Genomic DNA, 19,597 nt, shown 5'->3' with positions numbered 1-19,597 from the left:
ATGCCCAATATAGCACATACATATTATCCTCAACAAGGTTTGCTTGTTGTTCTGGGCGCCGGAGAGAGCGGCGTGGGTGCTGCTGTCCTGGGTAAGGAAAAGGGCTTCGAGGTGTTTGTTTCCGATCGTGGTGCCATTGGGGAGAGCTACCGGAAGGAGCTGGAGAGCGAAGGTATTGTGTTTGAGGAGCTGCAACATACGGAGTCGAAAATCCTGAAGGCCGATATCGTTGTGAAGAGTCCGGGAATTCCGGAACAGGCTCCGCTGGTGCAGCAGCTGAAAAAAATGGGAATACCGGTCATCTCGGAAATCGAGTTCGCCGCTCAATACACGGAAGCCAGGCTGTATTGTATCACGGGGTCAAACGGGAAGTCGACAACGACGATGTTGACCTACTACATGTTGAAGCAGGGGGGCGTAAACGTGGGGCTTGCAGGCAATATCGGGAAGAGCTTTGCGCGGCAGGTTGCCCGTTCGGATTTCGATGTATACGTGTTGGAGATATCAAGTTTTATGTTGGACGACATGTACCGGTTCCGTGCAGACATTGCGGTGATTCTGAACATAACGCCCGATCATCTGGACCGCTATAACCACAGTATGGAAGCGTATGTGGCGTCTAAGTTCCGTATCATACAAAATCAGACGGAGAACGACTACTTCATCTATTGTGCGGACGATCCGGAGACGGCTAAAGGACTGGAACGGTTTGCGACGAAGGCTTTACATCTGCCATTTTCACAGCAAGATGAAGTCGCGGCGGGAGCTTATCTGGATAGTAATAGAAATATAGTAATTAACATACCTAATAAAGAAACATTTACGATGAATATTGAAGAGTTATCGTTACAGGGCAAACACAATGTGTACAACAATATGGCATCGGGCTTAATAGCAAAGGCTCAGGAATTGCGTAACCAGACCATGAAGGAGAGTATGGGGTCGTACGTCAATATTGCCCACCGTTTGGAACATGTGGCCTGTATTGGTGGTGTTAATTATATCAACGATTCGAAAGCGACGAACGTCAATTCGGTTTGGTATGCTTTGGAGAGCTTTTCGCCTGATATCATCCTGATCATGGGCGGAGTGGACAAAGGGAATGACTATGAAATGCTGCGCGATCTTGTGAAGGCCAAGGTCAAAGCGATCGTGTGTATCGGTAAAGATACGGTTCGTATTCACGAGTCGTTCGAAGAGGATACAGATGTCATTGTCAACAGCTCGTCTATGCAGGAGGCCGTTGAGATGGCGTCGCACCTGGCAAAAAAAGGCGATACTGTGCTGTTGTCTCCGGCCTGTGCAAGTTTCGATTGGTTTAGAAATTATGAAGAACGTGGCGACAAATTTAAAGAGGCGGTGATGGCGTTATAATACAAGGAGGGAACCCATGATGGATCAGATTTTTAGTAAATTAAGGGGAGACAAGTGGATTTGGATCATAGTGATCATCCTATCCGGCTGGTCGTTGCTTGCCGTTTACAGTTCGGTAGGAACGTTGGCATATAAGGAAGGAAAGGGCACGGAATTGTATTTATTTAAGCATTTCTCCATCATAGCTATCGGCATCGTGTTAATGTATCTTTCGCATAAACTGGATTATCGTTACTACGCAGGAATATCGAAATTGCTGATGATTATTACGATCCCGTTATTGCTGTTCACGCTGATCGGCGGTAACAAGGTTAACGATGCCAGCCGGTGGGTGACCATTCCGGTCATCAACCAGACCTTTCAGACGTCCGATTTAGCCAAACTGGCGCTAATTACCTTTTTGGCTAGAATGCTGTCGCGTAAACAGGAAGATATTAAAGATGTTAAAAAGTCTTTCGTACCAATCATGGGGGCGGTATGTCTCGTTTTTATCTTGATTGCCTGGGCCAATTTGTCTACCGCATTGATGTTGTTCGGAACAAGTGTCTTGCTGTTGCTGATTGGGAGGATAAGTTTTAAGCAGATAGCTATTGTGTGTGTGGGTGGGGGCTTCCTTCTGGCACTGGTTATTTTAATTGGTCCGCGGCGGGCGACCTATCTGAGCCGCATTGAGGGTTTTTTCCGTACGGAGGAACCGGGGGCTGCCGACGTTCCGTTTCAGGAAGACAAAAACTATCAGGCCAATCTGGCAAAAATGACGATAGCTTCCGGCGAGCTATTTGGAAAGGGCGCCGGAAATAGTGTGGGACGTAACTTGTTGCCGCACCCGTACTCCGATTTTATTTTCGCGATTATTATCGAGGAGTACGGCACCGTTGGAGGCGCGATACTGTTGTTCCTGTATATCGCGTTGATGTACCGGTGTATACGTATCGTGACATTGAGCCCGCGGGCATTTGGTGCCTTCCTCGCTGCCGGACTGGGCTTTAGCCTGACGATTCAGGCGCTGGCCAACATGGCGGTAGCCGTCGGACTGGGGCCGGTGACGGGCGTTCCGCTGCCCCTGGTCAGTATGGGAGGGACGTCGATTTTGTTTACGAGTGTCGCGCTGGGGATTATTCTCAGTGTTAGCAGAAACATAGAGGAACTGAAAGGTAAAGAAGAGTTAAACGAAGGGCCAAAGCCTAATAAGGTAGTGGTCGGAACTATATAAAGAAAGAGGTACAGTCATGGCACATCGGGTCATCATCAGTGGAGGTGGAACAGGAGGGCATATCTTTCCTGCGATTGCGATTGCAAATGCATTGCGCCGTTTGGAGCCCGATATTGAAATTCTGTTTGTTGGTGCCAAGGGACGGATGGAGATGGATCGGGTTCCTGCGGCGGGGTACGAGATCATCGGCTTAGACATCCAGGGCATAAACAGGAAATCTCTGATGAAAAATCTGTCTCTTCCCATCAAGATGTTGGGGAGCCTGTTAAAAGCCCGGCGTGTTATCCGCAGCTTCCGCGCTGACGTGGCTGTTGGAGTAGGGGGCTATGCATCGGGGCCGCTATTGATGATGGCAGCCGGCATGGGTATTCCAACCTTGATACAGGAGCAGAATTCCTACGCCGGTGTAACGAACAAACGCCTCGGAAGGAAAGCGAAGAAAATATGTGTGGCGTATGAAGGGATGGATAAGTTCTTTCCAAAGGAACGGTTGTTGCTGACAGGAAATCCTATCCGGCGGTCTTCGGTGGAGATAGCTGGCCGCGAGCGGGAAGCTTTGGCATCGTTTGGATTGAAGGAGGGGAAGAAGACCATTCTGGTAACTGGAGGAAGCCTGGGGGCCAAGACACTAAACGACTGCATACTGGAAGGGCTTGAAAAATTTTCGAAACGAGATATTCAGGTTATCTGGCAATGTGGCAACTACTATTATGAGGGGCTGCAGCAGGCTTTGGATGGCAGACTCGGAGAAAATGTAGTGTTGTTGCCGTTTCTGCAACGTATGGACTACGCATATGCTGCTGCAGATCTGGTGATCTCCAGGGCCGGTGCAGGGACGATATCGGAGTTGTGTGCGGTAGGAAAGCCTGTTGTGCTGGTGCCTTCGCCCAATGTGGCAGAAGACCACCAGACAAAAAACGCGCAGGCGCTGGTTGCCAAGCGGGCGGCCGTTCTGGTGACGGATACAAGTGCCCGCACGACGCTGGTGGATACGGTGCTGGACCTGTTGGCTGACGAAAGCCGGTGTTTAGAGTTGGGCACGCAGATCAAGTCGCTGGCGATGCTGGATGCCGATGAGGTGATTGCAAAAGAGGTGTTGAAGTTAATTAATAGATGATGAATCTGGATCATATAAAGAGGGTTTACCTGCTTGGGATCGGCGGGATAGGAATGAGTGGGCTGGCTCGCTATTTTAAGCACTTGGGCTGCGAGGTAAAAGGGTACGACAAAACCGAGACCGATTTGACGCAGGCGCTGGTCAATGAGGGCATTGATGTCATCTACCAGGATGACGTGGCTTTGCTGCCCGCGGAGTATCAGGAACCTTCGGCGGAGACCTTGCTTATTTTTACACCTGCGGTTCCAAAAGATCTGGCATTGAAAAATTTTCTATTGGAAAAAGGAAATAAGCTGTTTAAACGTTCTGAAGTGCTCGGGATCATCAGCGACAGTAGATTTACCATCGCTGTTGCCGGTACGCATGGAAAGACGACGACGTCGACGATGATAGCGCACATCTTAAAGGACTCCGGTTTCGACTGTTCGGCTTTTCTGGGCGGAATAAGCGCCAACTATCAGAGTAATGTCCTTTACGGCGAAAGTAATGTTGTCGTCGTTGAGGCGGATGAGTACGATCGGTCTTTCTTGACGTTGCATCCCAATATTGCGGTGGTCACATCGGCAGATGCGGATCATCTGGATATCTATGGGGATGCCACCCATCTGGTCGAATCCTTTCAGCTGTTTCTAGGACGGTTGGTAGAAGGAGGCGTATCCATCGTGAAAAAGGGGCTTCCGTTCGGTGGTACCGTAAGCTATGCCTTAGAAGAAGAGTCGGACGCGTATGCCCGGAATATCGAGATTGTAAACGGAGCGTTCTACTTCGATTATGTTTCTGCTGACGTGGTGATCCCGTCGATACATCTCGGGATCCCGGGGTTACACAACGTGGAGAATGCTATAGCATCGGTGACCGTGGCGTTAAAGCTTGGTATTGAGCCTTCGAAAATCAAGGCTGCGCTGTCTTCCTTCCGCGGCGCTAAACGGCGGTTTGAGTATATCGTGAAGAAACCGGATGCCATCTATATTGACGACTACGCACACCACCCTGAGGAGTTGCGTGCATTCCTGACGTCTATGCGGAAGCTGTATCCAGCAAAGAAGTTGACGGTCGTCTTCCAGCCGCATCTCTTCAGCCGGACACGCGATTTTGTGGACGGCTTTGCCGAGGTGCTGGCGTTTGCAGACGAGTTGTTGCTAATGGATATTTACCCTGCCCGGGAGCTGCCAATTGACGGCGTGACGTCGGCATGGTTGTTAGAGAAGGTAAAGCTGGCCAAGAAACGCTTGGTTTCTCCGGAGGAAGTGCTGGAAATTGTCCGGTCAGAGCGTCCGGAGCTGGTAGTTACCGTTGGCGCCGGAGATATTGATAGGTTGGTTAAACCGCTTAAAGAGATCATGGAGCATGCTTAAAGCGATTCGTAACATACCGTGGAATATTGTCGGCTACGTATGCCTGGGGTTGGTGGCGCTGGCCGGTGTGGGTATGTTAATGAGCCTCGTGAAGAAGAAAGATGTGACGCAGGCATGCGTATCCATGAAAGTGATGATCCAAGGCAAGGAAGCCTTCATCGACCAGCACGACATTTCGGATCTGGTAAAGGCGAAATTCGGACGGGTGGTAGGAAAGCCGCTGAAAGACATCCCCATTGATAAGATAGAAAAGGCGTTGCTGGAACTGCCGTATGTTGCGGCAGCGGAGATATACGCCGACATGGATGGTGTACTGCAGGTGTCAGTTCAGCAACGTGAAGTGATCTTGCGGGTCATAAATAAAGTAGGGCAGGAATATTACATAGATACAAAGGGAGCAAAGGTGCCCGTCACGTTAAAATATGTGCCGCACGTTCTGATAGCGAACGGCAATATCGCGGAGGGATACCAGAACGCGCTCGATACGGTGCAGACGAAGCTTGTAAAGGACTTGATGAAAATCGTGGAGCACGTTAAGGGTGATCCTTTATGGAGCAACCAGATCGTGCAGCTTTATGTGAACAGCAATCGGGACATTGAGATCGTTCCACGTGTAGGGTCACAGGAGCTGATCTTGGGCAACGCAGACAAGCTTGGGGAGAAGTTGGAAAGATTAGTCGTGTTTTACAAGAATATTCTGCCTAAGGTGGGGACGGAGGCATATCAAAAGGTAAATGTAAAATACGACGACCAGATTATCTGTGAGCGCAAAGAGGGATGGCTGCTCGATAGCTTACAGATGAATATGAAAATGAATTAAGTAATACAGTAATATACAGCAATAAATACACAGCATATGAAACCAAGATTAGCAGAAAATGAAAAAGAGAATCCAATTATTGTGGGATTGGATATCGGTACAACAAAGATTTGTGTAACAGTCGGTCGTCGGAGCGGTACGAATAAGATTGAACTGTTGGGTGTAGGTAAAGCAGAATCTTCGGGTGTGAACCGCGGCGTCGTTGCGAATATTCAAAAGACAGTAAGCAGCATCCGGGAGGCGGTTTCCATTGCTGAATCGCAATCGAATGTAGATATCAAAGTCGTCAACGTCGGGATTGCCGGTCAGCACATAAAAAGTATTCAGCACCGCGGTATATTGACTAAGCGTGATTACGATGAGGTGGGCAGGCTGGATGTCGAACAGCTGATTTCGGACATGTACAAGCTCGTGCTTCCTCCGGGAGAGGAGATCATCCATGTGCTGCCGCAGGAATTTACGATTGACAACGAGCCCGGTATTAAAGAACCTATCGGTATGGCGGGTCGCCGTGTGGAGGCTAACTTCCATATTATTTCGGGGCGTGTAACCGATATCCGCAATATCAAACGCTGCGTAGATAACGCAGATCTTGAAGTGTCGTCTTTGGTTTTGGAACCTCTAGCATCATCTGAGGCTGTGTTAGATGAAGAGGAAAAAACTGCTGGTGTCGTCTTGGTAGACATCGGTGGCGGTACCACAGACGTTGCTATTTTTCACGAAGGTATTATACGGCACACGGCTGTTATCCCGCTAGGTGGAAACATCGTGACGGAAGATATTAAACAAGGCTGTTCTGTATTACGTAATCAGGCGGAGCAATTAAAAGTACGGTATGGTTCGGCATTGGCCGATGAAAACAAGGATAATGAGGTGATCTGTGTCCCCGGTATCCGTGGCCGTGAGGCGAAAGAGATATCGGTAAAGAATCTCGCGTACATTATTCAGGCCCGTATGGAGGAGATCATAGAGCATGTGTATTACGAAATTAAATCGTCCGGATACGAGGATAAGCTTATCGCTGGTATTGTGATCACCGGAGGAGGAGCGCAGTTAAAGCATCTGGTTCAGCTTGTTGAGTATATTACCGGTATAGGTTGCCGCATCGGTTATCCGAACGAGTATCTTGCAAAAACGGAAATGTTAAACCGGCAGGCACTGGAAGAGCTGAAGAGCCCGATGTATGCGACGTCGATTGGATTATTAATAAAGGGAGTGCAGGCTATTGAAGACGACGAGGCGACGCAGCAGGAAGTTGTTTCGAAGAAGATGACGAAGGAGAAAGTGACAGAAATTGCGGAAGAGAAGCGGAAAAAAGAGAGCTGGTTTACTAAAATTCTCTCCGATTTTATCCGGGACGACGCCGGAATTGACGACGATACGTTTATCGGGAAGAAGTAAGTTTTCCACAATGTTTAAATTTTCCACATTCTAACAAATGTGGAAAACTCTTGTTGAGTTTTTGGTATTATTACATTTGAATTGTTGAACCTAATGGGGATTTTCTAAGTGGTTTAGCAACAGTTAAATAGGGTTATTTTATGTCGATACAATTTGAAATGTTAAAGGAGCAATCTTCAATAATTAAGGTTATTGGAGTAGGTGGAGGCGGTGGCAATGCCGTAAACCACATGTACAAGCAAGGAATTAGCGGGGTAGATTTCATCGTTTGTAACACAGATGCACAAGCGTTAGAGTTGAGTCCTATTCCGAACAAGGTACAGTTAGGGGTGAGTTTGACGGAAGGAATGGGCGCCGGAGCAGATCCTGACGTTGGCGAGAATTCGGCTATTGAAAGTATTGAAGACATCAAGCGTATGTTAGGTACGAACACCAAGATGTTGTTCATTACAGCGGGAATGGGTGGTGGTACCGGTACGGGAGCCAGTCCTGTGCTGGCTAAGGCGGCGAAGGAACTGGGTATCTTAACCGTGGCTATCGTTACAACTCCATTTACTTTCGAAGGTAAGCGTCGACGCTCGCAGGCGGAAGAAGGCCTTGAAGAGTTACGTAAGTATGTAGATTCTTACCTCGTAATTTCAAACGACCGATTGCGCGAGATATTTGGTAATCTGACAATGACTGCTGCTTTTGCAAAAGCAGATGATATTTTGACGACCGCCGCCAAAGGTATTGCTGAAATCATTACGATCCCCGGATATGTAAACGTGGATTTTAAAGACGTTCGTACCGTGATGAACGACAGCGGGGTCGCGATCATGGGTAACGCTGTTGCCAAAGGCGATAACCGTGCTATCGAGGCCGTGACAGGAGCGTTGGCGTCGCCGTTGTTGAAGGACAACGAAATTGAAGGTGCACGTTACATTCTATTAAATATTACCTCGGGCAAGAAGGAGGTTACGATGGACGAGGTAGCTATTGTTACTGATTATATTCAGGAAAAAGCCGGATTGTCTGCCGACCTTATCTGGGGTAACTGTATCGACGAAAAATTAGAAGACGAGTTGTCTGTAACCATCATTGCCACCGGTTTTCAGACAGCGGAGGAGCGCGTGAAAGAAAAGGAAAAAGAAAAAATCGCCCTCCCTTTAACTCCCGAGCCTGTTGCCAATCAATTTGTGAAGCCTGTCGTTCAAAATCAGTTCGTAGCTACACAGGAACCGTCTACGCCGGCTGCTGCGCCGACGTATATTAAACCGGTGCAGAATACAGTAATCGCGTCGCCGACTGTATCGTCAACGCCTCAGGTGGATTTATTTACGTCGCCCAAGCCTATTCACTCGGCAGTAACGAAAAGCGAGGAGCCTCAGGTTATCCGGCATACGTTAAGCTTTGATGAGCCGGAGCAGGCAGAGACGCAGGAAAATGTGGGCGGATTTGAGCTGAAGACGTCGCCGTCTATGTTTGAATTCAAGCTTCCGTCTGTTTTTGATGCTTACGAGGATAAAAAGGAGGAGGCTCCGAGTACGGCAAGTGTCGAGTCCAAGGATATGGGGGAAACGGTTAACGCAGAGTTTGCTGCTGAACCGAAGGAAATAGATTTTGAAGACCAACTGATGAAGACCAAAGAGCGTATCTTGCGCTTGAAAGAGTTGAGTATGAAGCTGAAGTCTAGCAATGGTCTTCAGGAGCTGGAGAATGAGCCGGCTTATAAAAGACGTCAGAAGTCCTTAGAGGATGTGCCGCATTCATCGCAGTCGCAGGTTTCGAGATTTACATTGTCCTTCGATGATGGAGAGACCGAAATCCGCCCTAATAACTCTTTTTTACACGACAACGTCGATTGATCTTAATCCGTTCATGGTGTGTAACCATGAAAGAGCAGGATTTTATAAAAAAAGACAGCAAAAGCTGTCTTTTTTTATAAAAGTTTTTTTTCTTGACAAAGAATGCTAATTTTATGAGTGATTGGATATTAATAAATTATAAAACTTAAATCACTTCAATTATGGCTAATTTTGACAAGTTTCAGGAGCTTAAGGCGCTCGTAGATGGATTGGAAACCGATGCCGACAAATTCTTTACGAAGGGGAACAGTGCCGCCGGAACGCGTGTCCGGAAGGGGTTGCAGGATATTAAGAATTTATCTCAGGAGCTGCGTTTAAACATACAGGAACTGAAAAATAAAAAATAAATGTGTTCTGCAGAACGTACAGAAATTAGCCCGAGAAGGGCTTTTTTTGTGGCTGATTGTGCTGTTTGCTACCTCGGGCCCAGCGGGTAGACGTAAGCTAGCTGTTTCTTTTGACACCCCCAGCGGCCCGCCGGATCGTTTGCAGAAACCTGCTAAATTAGCTATGTTTACGAAGAAAACAATCCGTTAATATATGTCAGTAAAACTAAATAATCCGATATGGATAATGAGTTCTGCCTACGACAAGCTGTCGTTGGACGAGCTGATTGCGACGTCGACATCAGTAGGAGCTCAGGGAATTGATCTATGTGTGTTTAGGAAAGACGGTACCAGAGAAGACCATACTGCAACCCACCTTTCTTACGAAGGATTTTCTGTAGACGATGGTAAGCGCCTGATCGATAAATTTAACGCGAATGGACTTAAGCTATCGGTGGGTGCTTTCGAAAATATGATCGGCGGCGATCCGGCTGAGCGGGTTAAGAACCAGAATCATCTCTTGCGTCTTATTCGTATAGCACACTTATTGGGTGGCGACACCAACGATGTGAAAGTGGGCACTTTCGTGGGTTATAATCATGAGCTGGGTAATGAACTGGATGGTTTTCAGAAAAATCTGGAAGAGTATAAGCGGGTATTTGAGCCGATTGTGCGTTATGCTGAAGATCTGGGGGTGACAATTGTTTACGAAAATTGCCCGATGGAAGGCTGGCGATCCTCCCGTTATACATCTACGTACAACAATCTGCCCGCTGTTCTGGCTGCGCGGAAGTTGATGTACGCGCTGATACCGAGCCCTGCTCATGGCGAAATTTATGATCCGTCGCACGATATCTGGCAAAATACAGATCCTGTTGAAGTCATGAAGCAGATGGATATTAACCGGTTAAAGCGAATTCATGTAAAAACCACACGGAACTTATCAACGAAGGCGCGTATAGAGTGGGGAGGTATGTACCCTATGCAGCATGTGGATGCGCAGCTGGCCGAACATGCCGGCGTGGATATACCCAAACACGACTGGGATCGGCATCATTACGAAGCGATGCTGCCGGGATTCGGCGGTACAGACAACATGGACTGGAATAGGTTTATTGACGTGTTGCATAGCAGGGGATTCGATGGTCCGTTTGAAATTGAAAACGAAGCCCGAAATTCAAAAGATACGGGCAACTTGGCAGCTACGACGCAGGGGTTTGCAAATTGTATACGGTTTTTATCGCCGTTACTATGGGAACTTGACGTGGAAAGGGGATATGCGTATAAGCCTAGTCATGAATTGCGGCACCCGTCGGTTCAGGATATTCCTGAAGTAACCATGGAGCAATTGGTGTAGCGGGCGCGGCTTATAGCAAGGGGTGAAGGGGGCGAAGAGCTTATGTATTAGCTCTTGTCACTCTTCACTATGTAGTTGATATAACTGGATAAGGTCAGGTAGGTTGTTGACGCCCAGTTTCTCGAATACGCGGCTTTTATAGGTGCTCACAGTGGACGAGCTGAGATCCATTAACGTCGCTACTTCCTGGATGCTTAGTCCTTTTATAAGGAGTTTTGCGACGTCCATCTCTCTATTGGATAGTTTGTGAAGCGGATTGCTCTCGTCGAAGGAAGATTTGCTTGTCGTTAGCTTTTGTACGTAAAGTTCCTTTACCGCTTCAGACATGTACTTTCCCCGTGTTAAGATGCTTTGGATGGCATTCTTCAGCTCAGACATCGCGGTATTTTTGTTAAGATATCCGCAAGCTCCGGCGTTTATGTACCGTAGTGCATACAGGTTTTCTTCGTAAGATGAAAAGATAAGGATTTTAATCTGCGGTTGTACGGTTAGGATTTCTTTGACCACCTTGATGTTATTTCCGCCCGGCATATTGATGTCCAACAGAAGCAGGTCTATAGCCTCTTCCGTTACAAGTGAATATACTTCATCGTAGGTTTGAGCTTGTAGGACCGTCGCGTCGTGGATACATTCTTTGATAATTACAGATGCACCTAACCGAACAATACTATGGTCGTCTGCGATTAAAACTCTTTTCATGTATGGGCGGATTATTTTTTTAAGGTTAACGAGATTATAGATTTTTAACAAAGATATAAAAAAAGTCGATCAAAGAAATGTCATAAACAATTCAACGAAAATATTGTTATCCGTACAAATACGGGGACCGGATGGTCCGACGTGACGACCTATGGAAAAAATCGTTTTATCTGTTTTTTGTAAAAAAAATAATATATTTAGGTTTAATTGTCATTTTTGTAGTGATTGTTTTAAATAGTGAATTATGGGTTTTCTAAAAGAATTTAAAGAATTCGCGATGCGCGGGAGCGTGGTCGATTTAGCCGTCGGTGTGGTTATCGGCGGAGCGTTTGGAAAGATTGTAACTTCATTGGTGGATGACGTTATCATGCCGCCGATTGGCTACCTGACCGGAGGTATTGACTTTTCCAACATGAGATACGTCTTGACCGAAGCTAACGAAGCAGCGGGGACAGCGGAAGTAGCTATCAACTACGGTAACTTTATCAATGTTATCATTCAATTCTTGATTATCGCATTCTGTATATTCCTTGTTATCAAAGGTATTAATTCTTTGAAACGGAAGGAGGAGGCTGCGCCCGAAGCGCCTGCTGCACCGTCGAAGGAAGAAGTATTGCTAGCGGAAATCCGGGATATCTTACGGAGTAAGTAACGGGTTTTGTGCTCGAGATTGCTTGTTTGTCTATTCTGCTCAGAGGAGCGCTGTAGGCAAACAAGCATTTTTTATTATAATTTTAAAAGAATACTTGTTTATTTTTTAAGGAAACTGTATTTTTGCATTCCCTTTATAGGGGACAGATTGATTAAAAATATTAAACAAGCATAATAGCGTCATGAAAAGAACATTTCAGCCTTCGCAGAGAAAAAGAAGAAATAAGCACGGCTTTAGAGAGCGTATGAGTTCAGCTAACGGTAGAAGAGTATTAGCGTCTCGTAGAGCTAAAGGAAGAAAACGTCTTACTGTATCAGACGAATATCGTCACAAAGGATAGTATCTGTTGCCGGTGACTCCTTCAAGCTGTTGAGCCGGCTTTTTGGTCACCATGAACAATTATACATTTTCAAAGGAAGAACGGTTATGTAGCAAAAGGCTTATTGATAGTCTTTTTCATAACGGTTCTTCTTTTGTCATATATCCCTACCGCGTTGTCTTTTTGTCGATCGCTCCAGAGCCAACCTCCCGGGTGCCTGTTCAATCTATAATTTCGGTTTCTAAAAGAAAGTTCAGGAAAGCTGTCGACAGGAATTATATCAAACGGCGTGTAAGAGAAGCCTATCGTTTACAAAAGTCGGGGCTCGGCCGTTTTCTTCAGGAACATTCTTTACATTTGTTGGTAGCCTTCCAATATGTAGGTAAGGACAGAAATATTCCGTACCAGCAGTTACATCGGGGCATGGCTGGCGCTTTGGAGAAGTTGATGAATGAGACTACTAAAATTTATTTGGGAAAAGATCGTTAAATGGCCTCTTCAGACGCTGTTTGTGTTGGTCATCCGGTTTTATCAGATTTTTATTTCGCCTTTTTTGGGGGCCAACTGCCGGTATACGCCGTCGTGTTCGCAATACGGTAAGGAGGCTATCCTGAAATACGGTCCATTTAAGGGAGGGCTGATGGCCATCCGACGTATATTGCGATGCCACCCTTGGGGCGGGCACGGACATGATCCGGTTCCTTAATAATTATGAAAGATTGTTATATTCTACATATTGAAACTGCGACGCCTACATGTTCTGTCGCACTGAGTAAAAATGGTATTGTTCTGGGAGCGGTTGAAGCCGACGAACCAAATGTACATGCCAGCCATCTCACGTCTTTTATCGGCAAAGTAACGGCTGATGCCGGCGTGACGCTGAATGCGCTTAGTGCTGTGGCGGTGAGTATGGGCCCCGGTTCCTACACAGGGCTGCGTATAGGTGTGTCAGCAGCAAAAGGTCTCTGCTATGGTCTGGAGATACCCCTCATTGCGATTAACACCTTAGAAGCCATGGTTTATGGTTATATAGGGAGCCGGAATATCCCAAAAGAAAATCCCATCCTGGTGCCGATGATCGATGCCCGCCGTATGGAGGTGTATATGGCAACCTATGACCATCATGGAAGCCCCCTCGGAGAAACCGCTGCGGAGATTATCGATGAACACTCTTTTTCGGACGGTAAGCATTATGTATTGTTTGGGAGCGGGGCGGATAAGTTCAAAGTGCTTTTCGAGGATTCTCCTCGCGTAACCGTAGATCCGTTGTTTCGGAATTCCGCGTCTTTCATGGCGGCGCCGGCATTTCGGCGGTTTACGGAACAGCGTTTCGAGGATATTGCTTATTTTGAGCCGTATTATCTAAAAGATTTTGTGGCCACCACGCCCAAAAAACGTTCTTAGCATTGATCAAACAGTATGCCGGCGGGATTGGTATTTCTCCGGTCTCTGATGCAAAAAAGACGAAGCAACCTACGGTATGATACGATAGATTGCCTCGTCCTTGTGTTCTCTTATGTGTATTGACGGCTACGCCATGCTGTTGGAAATGCATGGATTGCCCGGAGATGCTTTACTTTTTCTCCTTAGCCTTCTTTTCTTTATATTCTTTATTCAGTGCGTCGATGACCTGTGCCGTAATATCGAGTTTCTTGTCTACATAAAGAACTGTAGGGTTCGACTTCGAGTACGTTAATACCAAAGTATATCCGTTTTCTTCGGCATGTTTCTTCAGGTATTCAGTAATGGTGTTATAGACGTTATTAAACTCTGTCGATTCATCCTGCGCTATAGAAGCGGAAGCGTTTTGATCCAGTCGTCCTAACTCATCCTGCTTGCGGGCAAGTTTTTCTTCCGTTGCCTGCCGCTCGGAAGCACTCATCGTGGCAGCTTTCTGTTGGTATTCGGCCACCTCACGCTGAAACGCCTGACCTTTCGATTGCAGGTCGCTTTGTGCCTTCTTTACCTTGGCCTCTAGCTTTGCTCTGATGTCTTTAAAGTATTCGTATTTTTCAGACAGCGTGTCGGAATTGACGTATACAATCTTTTCTTCCTTTTGGGCAGAGGCGGTGGAGGCTAATGTCGAATCGCTGGAGGCGGTATTATTTCCCGCTGTCTTGGCGTTCTGATTACAAGAGACAGCAGCGACAGCTAATACCAGCCCTAAAGACACTTTCGATAATGTTGGAAACAGTTTATTCATTCTTCTATAGTTTTCTAGTTTATCTATTTAAAGAACAAACCTAATATAAAAAAATTAAATTTCGTAGTTCTTGCGTAATTCTGTCGAAAAAATGCGTTTTACGGTAAATCCGGCGAACAGTTTTCCTGTCGTTAGGGGCAACTCTTATTTGATTTTTAGCGAAAAAAATCGTATTTTTGAATGTTAAACAATACTCATTTTAATTTAATTTCATGAGCGAAGAAAAGAAGAATACATCGACGTATTCGGCTGATAATATCCAAGTGTTGGAAGGGTTAGAAGCTGTACGTAAGAGGCCTTCCATGTACATTGGTGACACCGGTGTAAAGGGTTTGCATCACTTAGTATATGAGGTTGTTGATAACTCGATTGACGAAGCTGTTGCCGGTTACTGTAACGATATTGTAGTCACCATTCACGAAGATAATTCAATCTCCGTAAAAGATAACGGACGGGGAATTCCGACAGGAATTAATAAGAAAGAAAATAAGTCTGCGTTAGAGCTGGTCATGACGGTTCTGCACGCGGGGGGTAAGTTTGATAAGGATACCTACAAAGTATCCGGGGGGCTTCATGGCGTTGGGGTATCCTGTGTGAATGCGCTCTCGACACACCTTTCTGCGGTCGTGCACCGCGAGGGAAAGATTTTTCAGCAGGAGTATGAGAAAGGTAAGCCGCTATACAATGTTAAAGAGATTGGAGAAAGCGATATTACAGGTACGATCGTGACATTCCATCCCGATCCGGAGATCTTTACCATGACTACGGTCTATAATTACGATACACTGGCGAACCGTCTGCGCGAACTGGCATTTTTAAATAAAGGCGTGCGGCTAACGCTGACGGACGAGCGCGAAATGAACGAAGACGGTACGTTTAAGTCTGATGAATATTATTCAGAAGGCGGGCTGCAGGAATTTGTCAAATTCTTGGACGGCACCCGTCAGCCGTTAATTCCGGATCCTATCTACGTGGAAGGGATTAAGCAGGGAATTCCTGTTGAGCTTGCATTGCAATACAACGACACCTACTCGGAGAATGTACACTCCTATGTAAATAATATCAATACAATTGAGGGCGGAACACATGTTGCCGGGTTCAGACGTGGTTTGACGCGTACGCTGAAAGCTTATGCAGACAAATCGGGCCTGCTTAAAAACCTAAAGGTGGATATTACGGGCGACGATTTCCGTGAAGGGCTGACGGCGGTTGTATCGGTGAAAGTGGCGGAGCCTCAATTTGAGGGGCAGACTAAGACTAAGCTGGGAAACAACGAAGTAATGGGAGCGGTGGACATCGCTGTCGGCGAGATTTTGGGCGTTTACCTCGAAGAAAACCCGCGCGAAGCAAAAGCGATCGTACAGAAGGTTATTATTGCCGCGCAGGCGCGTGCTGCGGCACGCAAGGCAAGAGAGCTTGTGCAGCGGAAGACCGTCATGGGCGGGTCGGGACTTCCCGGAAAGCTGGCAGACTGCTCCGACAACGATCCGGAAAAATGTGAGATTTTCTTTGTCGAGGGAGACTCTGCGGGTGGAACCGCTAAACAGGGGCGCGACCGCCGTTTCCAGGCGATTATGCCTTTGAGAGGTAAAATCCTCAACGTGGAAAAGGCTATGGAGCACAAGATTTACGAAAATGAGGAAATCAAAAATATGTTTACCGCACTCGGCGTGAGTGTTGGTACGGCAGAAGACTCGAAAGCGCTTAATCTGGAGAAACTCCGCTACCACAAAATTATTATCATGACGGATGCTGATGTCGACGGTTCCCACATAGCGACCCTGATCCTGACATTCTATTTCCGTTATATGAAAGAGCTTATTGAAAAAGGCTATGTATATATCGCTACGCCTCCGCTTTATCAGGTAAAGAAAGGCAAGGAGTTTGAATATGCATGGAATGAAGACCAGCGTCTCGCGGCTATACAAAGACTAAAAGGCGGTGGCAAGGAGGACTCGGTGAGCGTACAGCGTTACAAGGGTCTTGGAGAGATGAATGCGGAACAGCTTTGGCAGACAACGATGGATCCTGAGCATCGTACGTTGCGTCAGGTAACCATCCAGAACGCTGCAGAGTGCGACCGTATCTTCTCGATGCTGATGGGCGATGAAGTGGCGCCACGTAGGGAATTTATTGAGAAGAATGCCCGCTACGCGAAGATCGATGCGTAACCCCAGCGGCTTACGTTGAGCAAAGGGAGTCCGTCGTTTACGGAAATATCCGGCCTGCTGACCGTCGCCGTATGTCGGACACGTTCGGGCAACGAAAAGATCGAAACTTCGGAAAAAAAGATCCCAACCGAAATCAGGTTGGGATCTTTTTTGTAACTTGTAGTAGGCTTAATAGAATTCGCTATGTCAAATATTGATTTCATACAGGAAGAAAAAGCGGCAGACATCGGCAACTTTTTGGTTGGCCGCCTGCTGCCATTTCGGCAAAAACGTTCGATAGGGCCTTTTGTTTTTATTGACCATATGGGACCGGCATGTTTGGCCGATTATGAAAACCTCGATGTCCCTCCACATCCTCATATCGGCTTATCTACGCTTACCTACCTATTTGACGGCGCCATTATGCACCGGGATAGCATAGGCACCGAGATTGAGATCAAGCCCGGAGCGGTTAACTGGATGACGGCAGGAAAAGGCGTAGCCCATTCTGAGCGTACGCCGGTATATCTGCGGGATCAGGACAAGTTTCTGCATGGATTGCAGATCTGGGTAGCGCTGCCCAAGGAACTGGAATTTATGGAGCCGGAGTTCTTTCACGTAGAGGAGAAAGACATACCCGCGTGGACAGAAGAAAGCGTCTCCTATAAGTTGATAGCCGGACAGGCGTTCGGACGGCAGTCTGGGGTCCCCACGTATTCGCCGCTGTATATGATTGAAATAAAATCTTCGGCAGAAGCTGTGATCGATATAGGTGCTGAGCTATTCGGCGAAAGCGGGCTGTACATACTGGAGGGCGAGATCGAGAATCAGGGACATATGTATGGGCATAAGCAAATTTTAATTACAAAGGATGCGCATCTATGTTCATTCACGATGAGGCCGGATACGACCGTTTATATCTTCGGTGGAGAACCTTTCCCCGAGGAACGTTATATTTATTGGAACTTCGTGGCCACCGACAAAGCGACTATAGAGCGGGCAAAGGAGGATTGGCAACACCGCCGTTTTCCTCCTGTAATTCATGATGACGGTTATGTCCCACTGCCGGAAACTAAACTAAAGTAGAGAAGAGATTATAGACTGACGGTTGTTTTCTATAAACTAGTTCTTCAATCGCTGAGGAGAGCGAAATAGAACGGGAGTAAACGGGGCACGAAGAAACACCTTTTGTATGCTTACGCAATTTACCGCCAGATGAAAAGACTACTCATGGCAGTTTTTATATGATGGGATTCGGAATGCGAGGTATTTTTATCTAGGTTTGATATGGAATACGGCGCCAAGCCCGATGTTCCACAATTCGTTTAAGTTAATGGACCGGGTATTCTTCACGTAGTTGATTACCCGTTTTTCGGTTGTCCCCAGTTCGTAATAGAATCCCCATTTTTTGTACCGGATCTCGCTGCCTATAAACAGCCCTATATTTAGTGCCGTGGAAAAATAGTAGTACCCTTTGTCGTAGTAAGCGGGTAATCCCAGGAAGTATTCGTCGCCAAACGAGTAGTTGAACAGTAAGCCCGTGTTAAACCAGTTTATTTCAACGTCATCGTTATACCTACGGTGGAGGGGAGCGAATTTTCCTTTTATTGTAAGGGATTGTATCGGATCAACGGCATAACGGGCAGGCACTACACCGTAAAATAAGTCTGCTTTCCACTTCTGGGGAGACGTGCTATAGCCGATACCTGCTGCAAACATCCCGATGTTTCCGGCGTATTGCAGCTTCACCGTATGGGGAGTGGCCTTCTGCATGACGGTCTTCCATAGGGACGGCTGCTGTGCGGTACCGGCCGTATAGAAGAGTGTAAGGAAAACGGCAAAACACAGTCGCATACTAATAAAAGAGTTCTTTAACGATTATGGCTGTGTCGGCAACAGTTACTTTTACATAAGAGCGTTTTAATAGGGTCGGCGCGACCAGGTAAGGGACGCCGTCTTCAAATAGTTCTGTATATTCGAAGGAATGGGAGTGACCATGGATGGACAGACGGGTATTGGGTGTTGCGGCAAGCAGCGCTGTCAGCTCTTTCGTTTTGCGCTGGTCGAAATCAAATGAAATCGGAGCAATGTGAGATAAGTAGATCACATTTTTCTTTTGACCGGCAAGCTCGCTGCATTGCTTCAGCCAGTCTATGTTTGGAACCGTGCCGTCGAAAGCGACTTCCCGCGAGTTAGAATTGAAAACGATAAACGCTGTATTACCAAATGCAAACGTGAAATCCTCCGGCCCGAAGTAGCGGCGGAAGATTTCCCTTCCGTTACCGAGCATGTCGTGGTTGCCAATTGTACCTACGACTGGAAACTTTAGCTTCCGGATGTCGTCATAATACAGATTATATTCAAAATTTGCACCGTAATCGGTAAAATCGCCGCCATGAAGGACAAAGGCGATGCTGTCTTGGTGTTCCGAGTTTGCATGTTTGACAAAAGCTTCCAGTTCATCGTAGGCTATTTGTGTGTCGGATATCACGAGGAAGGAAAAAGTATCTTTGGGGGTCAGCTTATTGATATGCGCAATCGCTTTATTATTCAGATCTGTTGCGAGAGGTTTTACTTCCAATACGGCGTATTGGAAGTTGCGTTTGCATGATCCGAACAACAGGGAAAATATCAGTAGGATAAGAAAAGAAACATATCGAAGAGTAGCCATAAGATCCAGTAACGTGTAAACACAACTATGAAGCTACAATGTTAGCCATTTAAGTGTTTACTTTTTTGATCAGAAAGTCAGTTTTCCGTCAAT

At 46.7% G+C, this 19,597-nt stretch carries 21 protein-coding genes; 16 read left to right on the top strand and 5 right to left on the bottom strand.

Going from position 1 to position 19,597, the window contains the following annotated elements; all coding sequences use genetic code 11:
* The 9 genes from murD (at position 1) to BC792_RS07025 (ending at position 10,810) form a co-directional block, all read left to right on the top strand.
* Positions 1 to 1,374, top strand: a complete 1,374-nt coding sequence (gene murD, locus BC792_RS07065) for a UDP-N-acetylmuramoyl-L-alanine--D-glutamate ligase (RefSeq protein WP_148908291.1) — start codon at positions 1 to 3, stop codon at positions 1,372 to 1,374.
* A gap of 19 nt (positions 1,375 to 1,393) precedes the next feature.
* Positions 1,394 to 2,587 carry an FtsW/RodA/SpoVE family cell cycle protein gene (locus BC792_RS07060; protein WP_148908369.1) on the top strand — a complete coding sequence of 398 codons (1,194 nt, stop codon included), beginning with the start codon at positions 1,394 to 1,396 and terminating at the stop codon, positions 2,585 to 2,587.
* Positions 2,588 to 2,603: 16 nt separating this feature from the next.
* Complete coding sequence (gene murG / locus BC792_RS07055; RefSeq protein WP_148908290.1) at positions 2,604 to 3,704, top strand: undecaprenyldiphospho-muramoylpentapeptide beta-N-acetylglucosaminyltransferase; 1,101 nt, start codon at positions 2,604 to 2,606, stop codon at positions 3,702 to 3,704.
* On the top strand, positions 3,704 to 5,059 hold the full coding sequence (gene murC, locus BC792_RS07050; protein WP_148908368.1) for a UDP-N-acetylmuramate--L-alanine ligase: 1,356 nt from the start codon (positions 3,704 to 3,706) through the stop codon (positions 5,057 to 5,059). Before murG ends, murC begins: the two co-directional genes overlap by 1 nt.
* Positions 5,052 to 5,879, top strand: coding sequence for a cell division protein FtsQ/DivIB (locus BC792_RS07045; RefSeq protein ID WP_148908289.1), 828 nt, complete (start codon positions 5,052 to 5,054; stop codon positions 5,877 to 5,879). The genes murC and BC792_RS07045 overlap by 8 nt, the downstream gene beginning before the upstream one ends.
* A gap of 36 nt (positions 5,880 to 5,915) precedes the next feature.
* A complete protein-coding gene (gene ftsA / locus BC792_RS07040) occupies positions 5,916 to 7,280 on the top strand; it encodes a cell division protein FtsA (RefSeq protein ID WP_148908288.1) in 1,365 nt (454 codons plus the stop codon).
* Between the two features lie 140 nt (positions 7,281 to 7,420).
* Positions 7,421 to 9,127 (top strand): cell division protein FtsZ, encoded by a 1,707-nt coding sequence (ftsZ, locus tag BC792_RS07035; RefSeq protein ID WP_148908287.1) that lies wholly within the window; start codon positions 7,421 to 7,423, stop codon positions 9,125 to 9,127.
* Between the two features lie 161 nt (positions 9,128 to 9,288).
* Entirely contained in the window at positions 9,289 to 9,474 is a 186-nt protein-coding gene (locus BC792_RS07030) for a histone H1 (protein ID WP_148908286.1), read from the top strand.
* A gap of 193 nt (positions 9,475 to 9,667) precedes the next feature.
* The gene (locus tag BC792_RS07025) at positions 9,668 to 10,810 is read left to right on the top strand and encodes a sugar phosphate isomerase/epimerase family protein (protein WP_148908285.1); all 1,143 of its coding nucleotides are present in this window, start codon (positions 9,668 to 9,670) and stop codon (positions 10,808 to 10,810) included.
* Positions 10,811 to 10,867: 57 nt separating this feature from the next.
* Here the strand turns inward: BC792_RS07025 and BC792_RS07020 are convergent, their stop codons facing one another.
* On the bottom strand, positions 10,868 to 11,509 hold the full coding sequence (locus tag BC792_RS07020) for a response regulator (protein WP_148908284.1): 642 nt from the start codon (positions 11,507 to 11,509) through the stop codon (positions 10,868 to 10,870).
* Positions 11,510 to 11,753: 244 nt separating this feature from the next.
* Between BC792_RS07020 and mscL the strand changes: the two genes are divergently transcribed.
* The 5 genes from mscL (at position 11,754) to tsaB (ending at position 13,884) form a co-directional block, all read left to right on the top strand.
* Positions 11,754 to 12,161 carry a large-conductance mechanosensitive channel protein MscL gene (gene mscL / locus BC792_RS07015; protein WP_148908283.1) on the top strand — a complete coding sequence of 136 codons (408 nt, stop codon included), beginning with the start codon at positions 11,754 to 11,756 and terminating at the stop codon, positions 12,159 to 12,161.
* 181 nt (positions 12,162 to 12,342) lie between these two features.
* Positions 12,343 to 12,501 carry a 50S ribosomal protein L34 gene (rpmH, locus tag BC792_RS07010; protein ID WP_075991291.1) on the top strand — a complete coding sequence of 53 codons (159 nt, stop codon included), beginning with the start codon at positions 12,343 to 12,345 and terminating at the stop codon, positions 12,499 to 12,501.
* 51 nt (positions 12,502 to 12,552) lie between these two features.
* The gene (locus BC792_RS07005; protein ID WP_148908282.1) at positions 12,553 to 12,969 is read left to right on the top strand and encodes a ribonuclease P protein component; all 417 of its coding nucleotides are present in this window, start codon (positions 12,553 to 12,555) and stop codon (positions 12,967 to 12,969) included.
* Positions 12,932 to 13,186: a membrane protein insertion efficiency factor YidD gene (yidD, locus tag BC792_RS07000; protein WP_148908281.1), complete on the top strand. Its 255-nt coding sequence runs from the start codon at positions 12,932 to 12,934 to the stop codon at positions 13,184 to 13,186. Before BC792_RS07005 ends, yidD begins: the two co-directional genes overlap by 38 nt.
* 5 nt (positions 13,187 to 13,191) lie before the next feature.
* A complete protein-coding gene (gene tsaB, locus BC792_RS06995; protein ID WP_148908280.1) occupies positions 13,192 to 13,884 on the top strand; it encodes a tRNA (adenosine(37)-N6)-threonylcarbamoyltransferase complex dimerization subunit type 1 TsaB in 693 nt (230 codons plus the stop codon).
* A 169-nt stretch (positions 13,885 to 14,053) separates the two neighbouring features.
* Here tsaB and BC792_RS06990 read toward each other — a convergent pair whose 3' ends face one another.
* Complete coding sequence (locus BC792_RS06990; RefSeq protein WP_148908279.1) at positions 14,054 to 14,683, bottom strand: OmpH/Skp family outer membrane protein; 630 nt, start codon at positions 14,681 to 14,683, stop codon at positions 14,054 to 14,056.
* Positions 14,684 to 14,895: 212 nt separating this feature from the next.
* On the opposite strand from BC792_RS06990, the gene gyrB reads away from it, so the two are divergent.
* Complete coding sequence (gene gyrB / locus BC792_RS06985; RefSeq protein WP_148908278.1) at positions 14,896 to 16,854, top strand: DNA topoisomerase (ATP-hydrolyzing) subunit B; 1,959 nt, start codon at positions 14,896 to 14,898, stop codon at positions 16,852 to 16,854.
* On the opposite strand, the gene BC792_RS18480 is transcribed toward gyrB, so the two are convergent.
* Positions 16,833 to 17,057 (bottom strand): hypothetical protein, encoded by a 225-nt coding sequence (locus tag BC792_RS18480; RefSeq protein WP_148908277.1) that lies wholly within the window; start codon positions 17,055 to 17,057, stop codon positions 16,833 to 16,835. The genes gyrB and BC792_RS18480 overlap by 22 nt on opposite strands.
* Here BC792_RS18480 and BC792_RS06975 point away from each other — a divergent pair.
* Positions 17,038 to 17,919 carry a pirin family protein gene (locus BC792_RS06975; protein ID WP_148908276.1) on the top strand — a complete coding sequence of 294 codons (882 nt, stop codon included), beginning with the start codon at positions 17,038 to 17,040 and terminating at the stop codon, positions 17,917 to 17,919. The genes BC792_RS18480 and BC792_RS06975 overlap by 20 nt on opposite strands.
* 186 nt (positions 17,920 to 18,105) lie before the next feature.
* On the opposite strand, the gene BC792_RS06970 is transcribed toward BC792_RS06975, so the two are convergent.
* Both BC792_RS06970 and BC792_RS06965 read right to left on the bottom strand, forming a co-directional pair.
* Entirely contained in the window at positions 18,106 to 18,687 is a 582-nt protein-coding gene (locus BC792_RS06970; RefSeq protein ID WP_148908275.1) for a hypothetical protein, read from the bottom strand.
* A gap of 1 nt (position 18,688) precedes the next feature.
* A complete protein-coding gene (locus BC792_RS06965; RefSeq protein WP_148908274.1) occupies positions 18,689 to 19,504 on the bottom strand; it encodes a metallophosphoesterase family protein in 816 nt (271 codons plus the stop codon).
* Positions 19,505 to 19,597: the final 93 nt, after the last annotated feature.

This window comes from Sphingobacterium allocomposti, from assembly GCF_008124885.1.
In the GTDB taxonomy this organism is placed as follows: Bacteria; Bacteroidota; Bacteroidia; order Sphingobacteriales; family Sphingobacteriaceae; genus Sphingobacterium; species Sphingobacterium allocomposti.
This window is presented reverse-complemented; position numbering and strand designations above follow the sequence as displayed.

Coding starts and splice junctions, on each gene's coding strand:
- murD (WP_148908291.1), top strand. CDS start 1: ATGCCCAATATAGCACATACATATTATCCTCAACAAGGTTTGCTTGTT.
- BC792_RS07060 (WP_148908369.1), top strand. CDS start 1,394: ATGGATCAGATTTTTAGTAAATTAAGGGGAGACAAGTGGATTTGGATC.
- murG (WP_148908290.1), top strand. CDS start 2,604: ATGGCACATCGGGTCATCATCAGTGGAGGTGGAACAGGAGGGCATATC.
- murC (WP_148908368.1), top strand. CDS start 3,704: ATGAATCTGGATCATATAAAGAGGGTTTACCTGCTTGGGATCGGCGGG.
- BC792_RS07045 (WP_148908289.1), top strand. CDS start 5,052: ATGCTTAAAGCGATTCGTAACATACCGTGGAATATTGTCGGCTACGTA.
- ftsA (WP_148908288.1), top strand. CDS start 5,916: ATGAAACCAAGATTAGCAGAAAATGAAAAAGAGAATCCAATTATTGTG.
- ftsZ (WP_148908287.1), top strand. CDS start 7,421: ATGTCGATACAATTTGAAATGTTAAAGGAGCAATCTTCAATAATTAAG.
- BC792_RS07030 (WP_148908286.1), top strand. CDS start 9,289: ATGGCTAATTTTGACAAGTTTCAGGAGCTTAAGGCGCTCGTAGATGGA.
- BC792_RS07025 (WP_148908285.1), top strand. CDS start 9,668: ATGTCAGTAAAACTAAATAATCCGATATGGATAATGAGTTCTGCCTAC.
- BC792_RS07020 (WP_148908284.1), bottom strand. CDS start 11,509: ATGAAAAGAGTTTTAATCGCAGACGACCATAGTATTGTTCGGTTAGGT.
- mscL (WP_148908283.1), top strand. CDS start 11,754: ATGGGTTTTCTAAAAGAATTTAAAGAATTCGCGATGCGCGGGAGCGTG.
- rpmH (WP_075991291.1), top strand. CDS start 12,343: ATGAAAAGAACATTTCAGCCTTCGCAGAGAAAAAGAAGAAATAAGCAC.
- BC792_RS07005 (WP_148908282.1), top strand. CDS start 12,553: ATGAACAATTATACATTTTCAAAGGAAGAACGGTTATGTAGCAAAAGG.
- yidD (WP_148908281.1), top strand. CDS start 12,932: ATGAGACTACTAAAATTTATTTGGGAAAAGATCGTTAAATGGCCTCTT.
- tsaB (WP_148908280.1), top strand. CDS start 13,192: ATGAAAGATTGTTATATTCTACATATTGAAACTGCGACGCCTACATGT.
- BC792_RS06990 (WP_148908279.1), bottom strand. CDS start 14,683: ATGAATAAACTGTTTCCAACATTATCGAAAGTGTCTTTAGGGCTGGTA.
- gyrB (WP_148908278.1), top strand. CDS start 14,896: ATGAGCGAAGAAAAGAAGAATACATCGACGTATTCGGCTGATAATATC.
- BC792_RS06975 (WP_148908276.1), top strand. CDS start 17,038: ATGTCAAATATTGATTTCATACAGGAAGAAAAAGCGGCAGACATCGGC.
- BC792_RS18480 (WP_148908277.1), bottom strand. CDS start 17,057: ATGAAATCAATATTTGACATAGCGAATTCTATTAAGCCTACTACAAGT.
- BC792_RS06970 (WP_148908275.1), bottom strand. CDS start 18,687: ATGCGACTGTGTTTTGCCGTTTTCCTTACACTCTTCTATACGGCCGGT.
- BC792_RS06965 (WP_148908274.1), bottom strand. CDS start 19,504: ATGGCTACTCTTCGATATGTTTCTTTTCTTATCCTACTGATATTTTCC.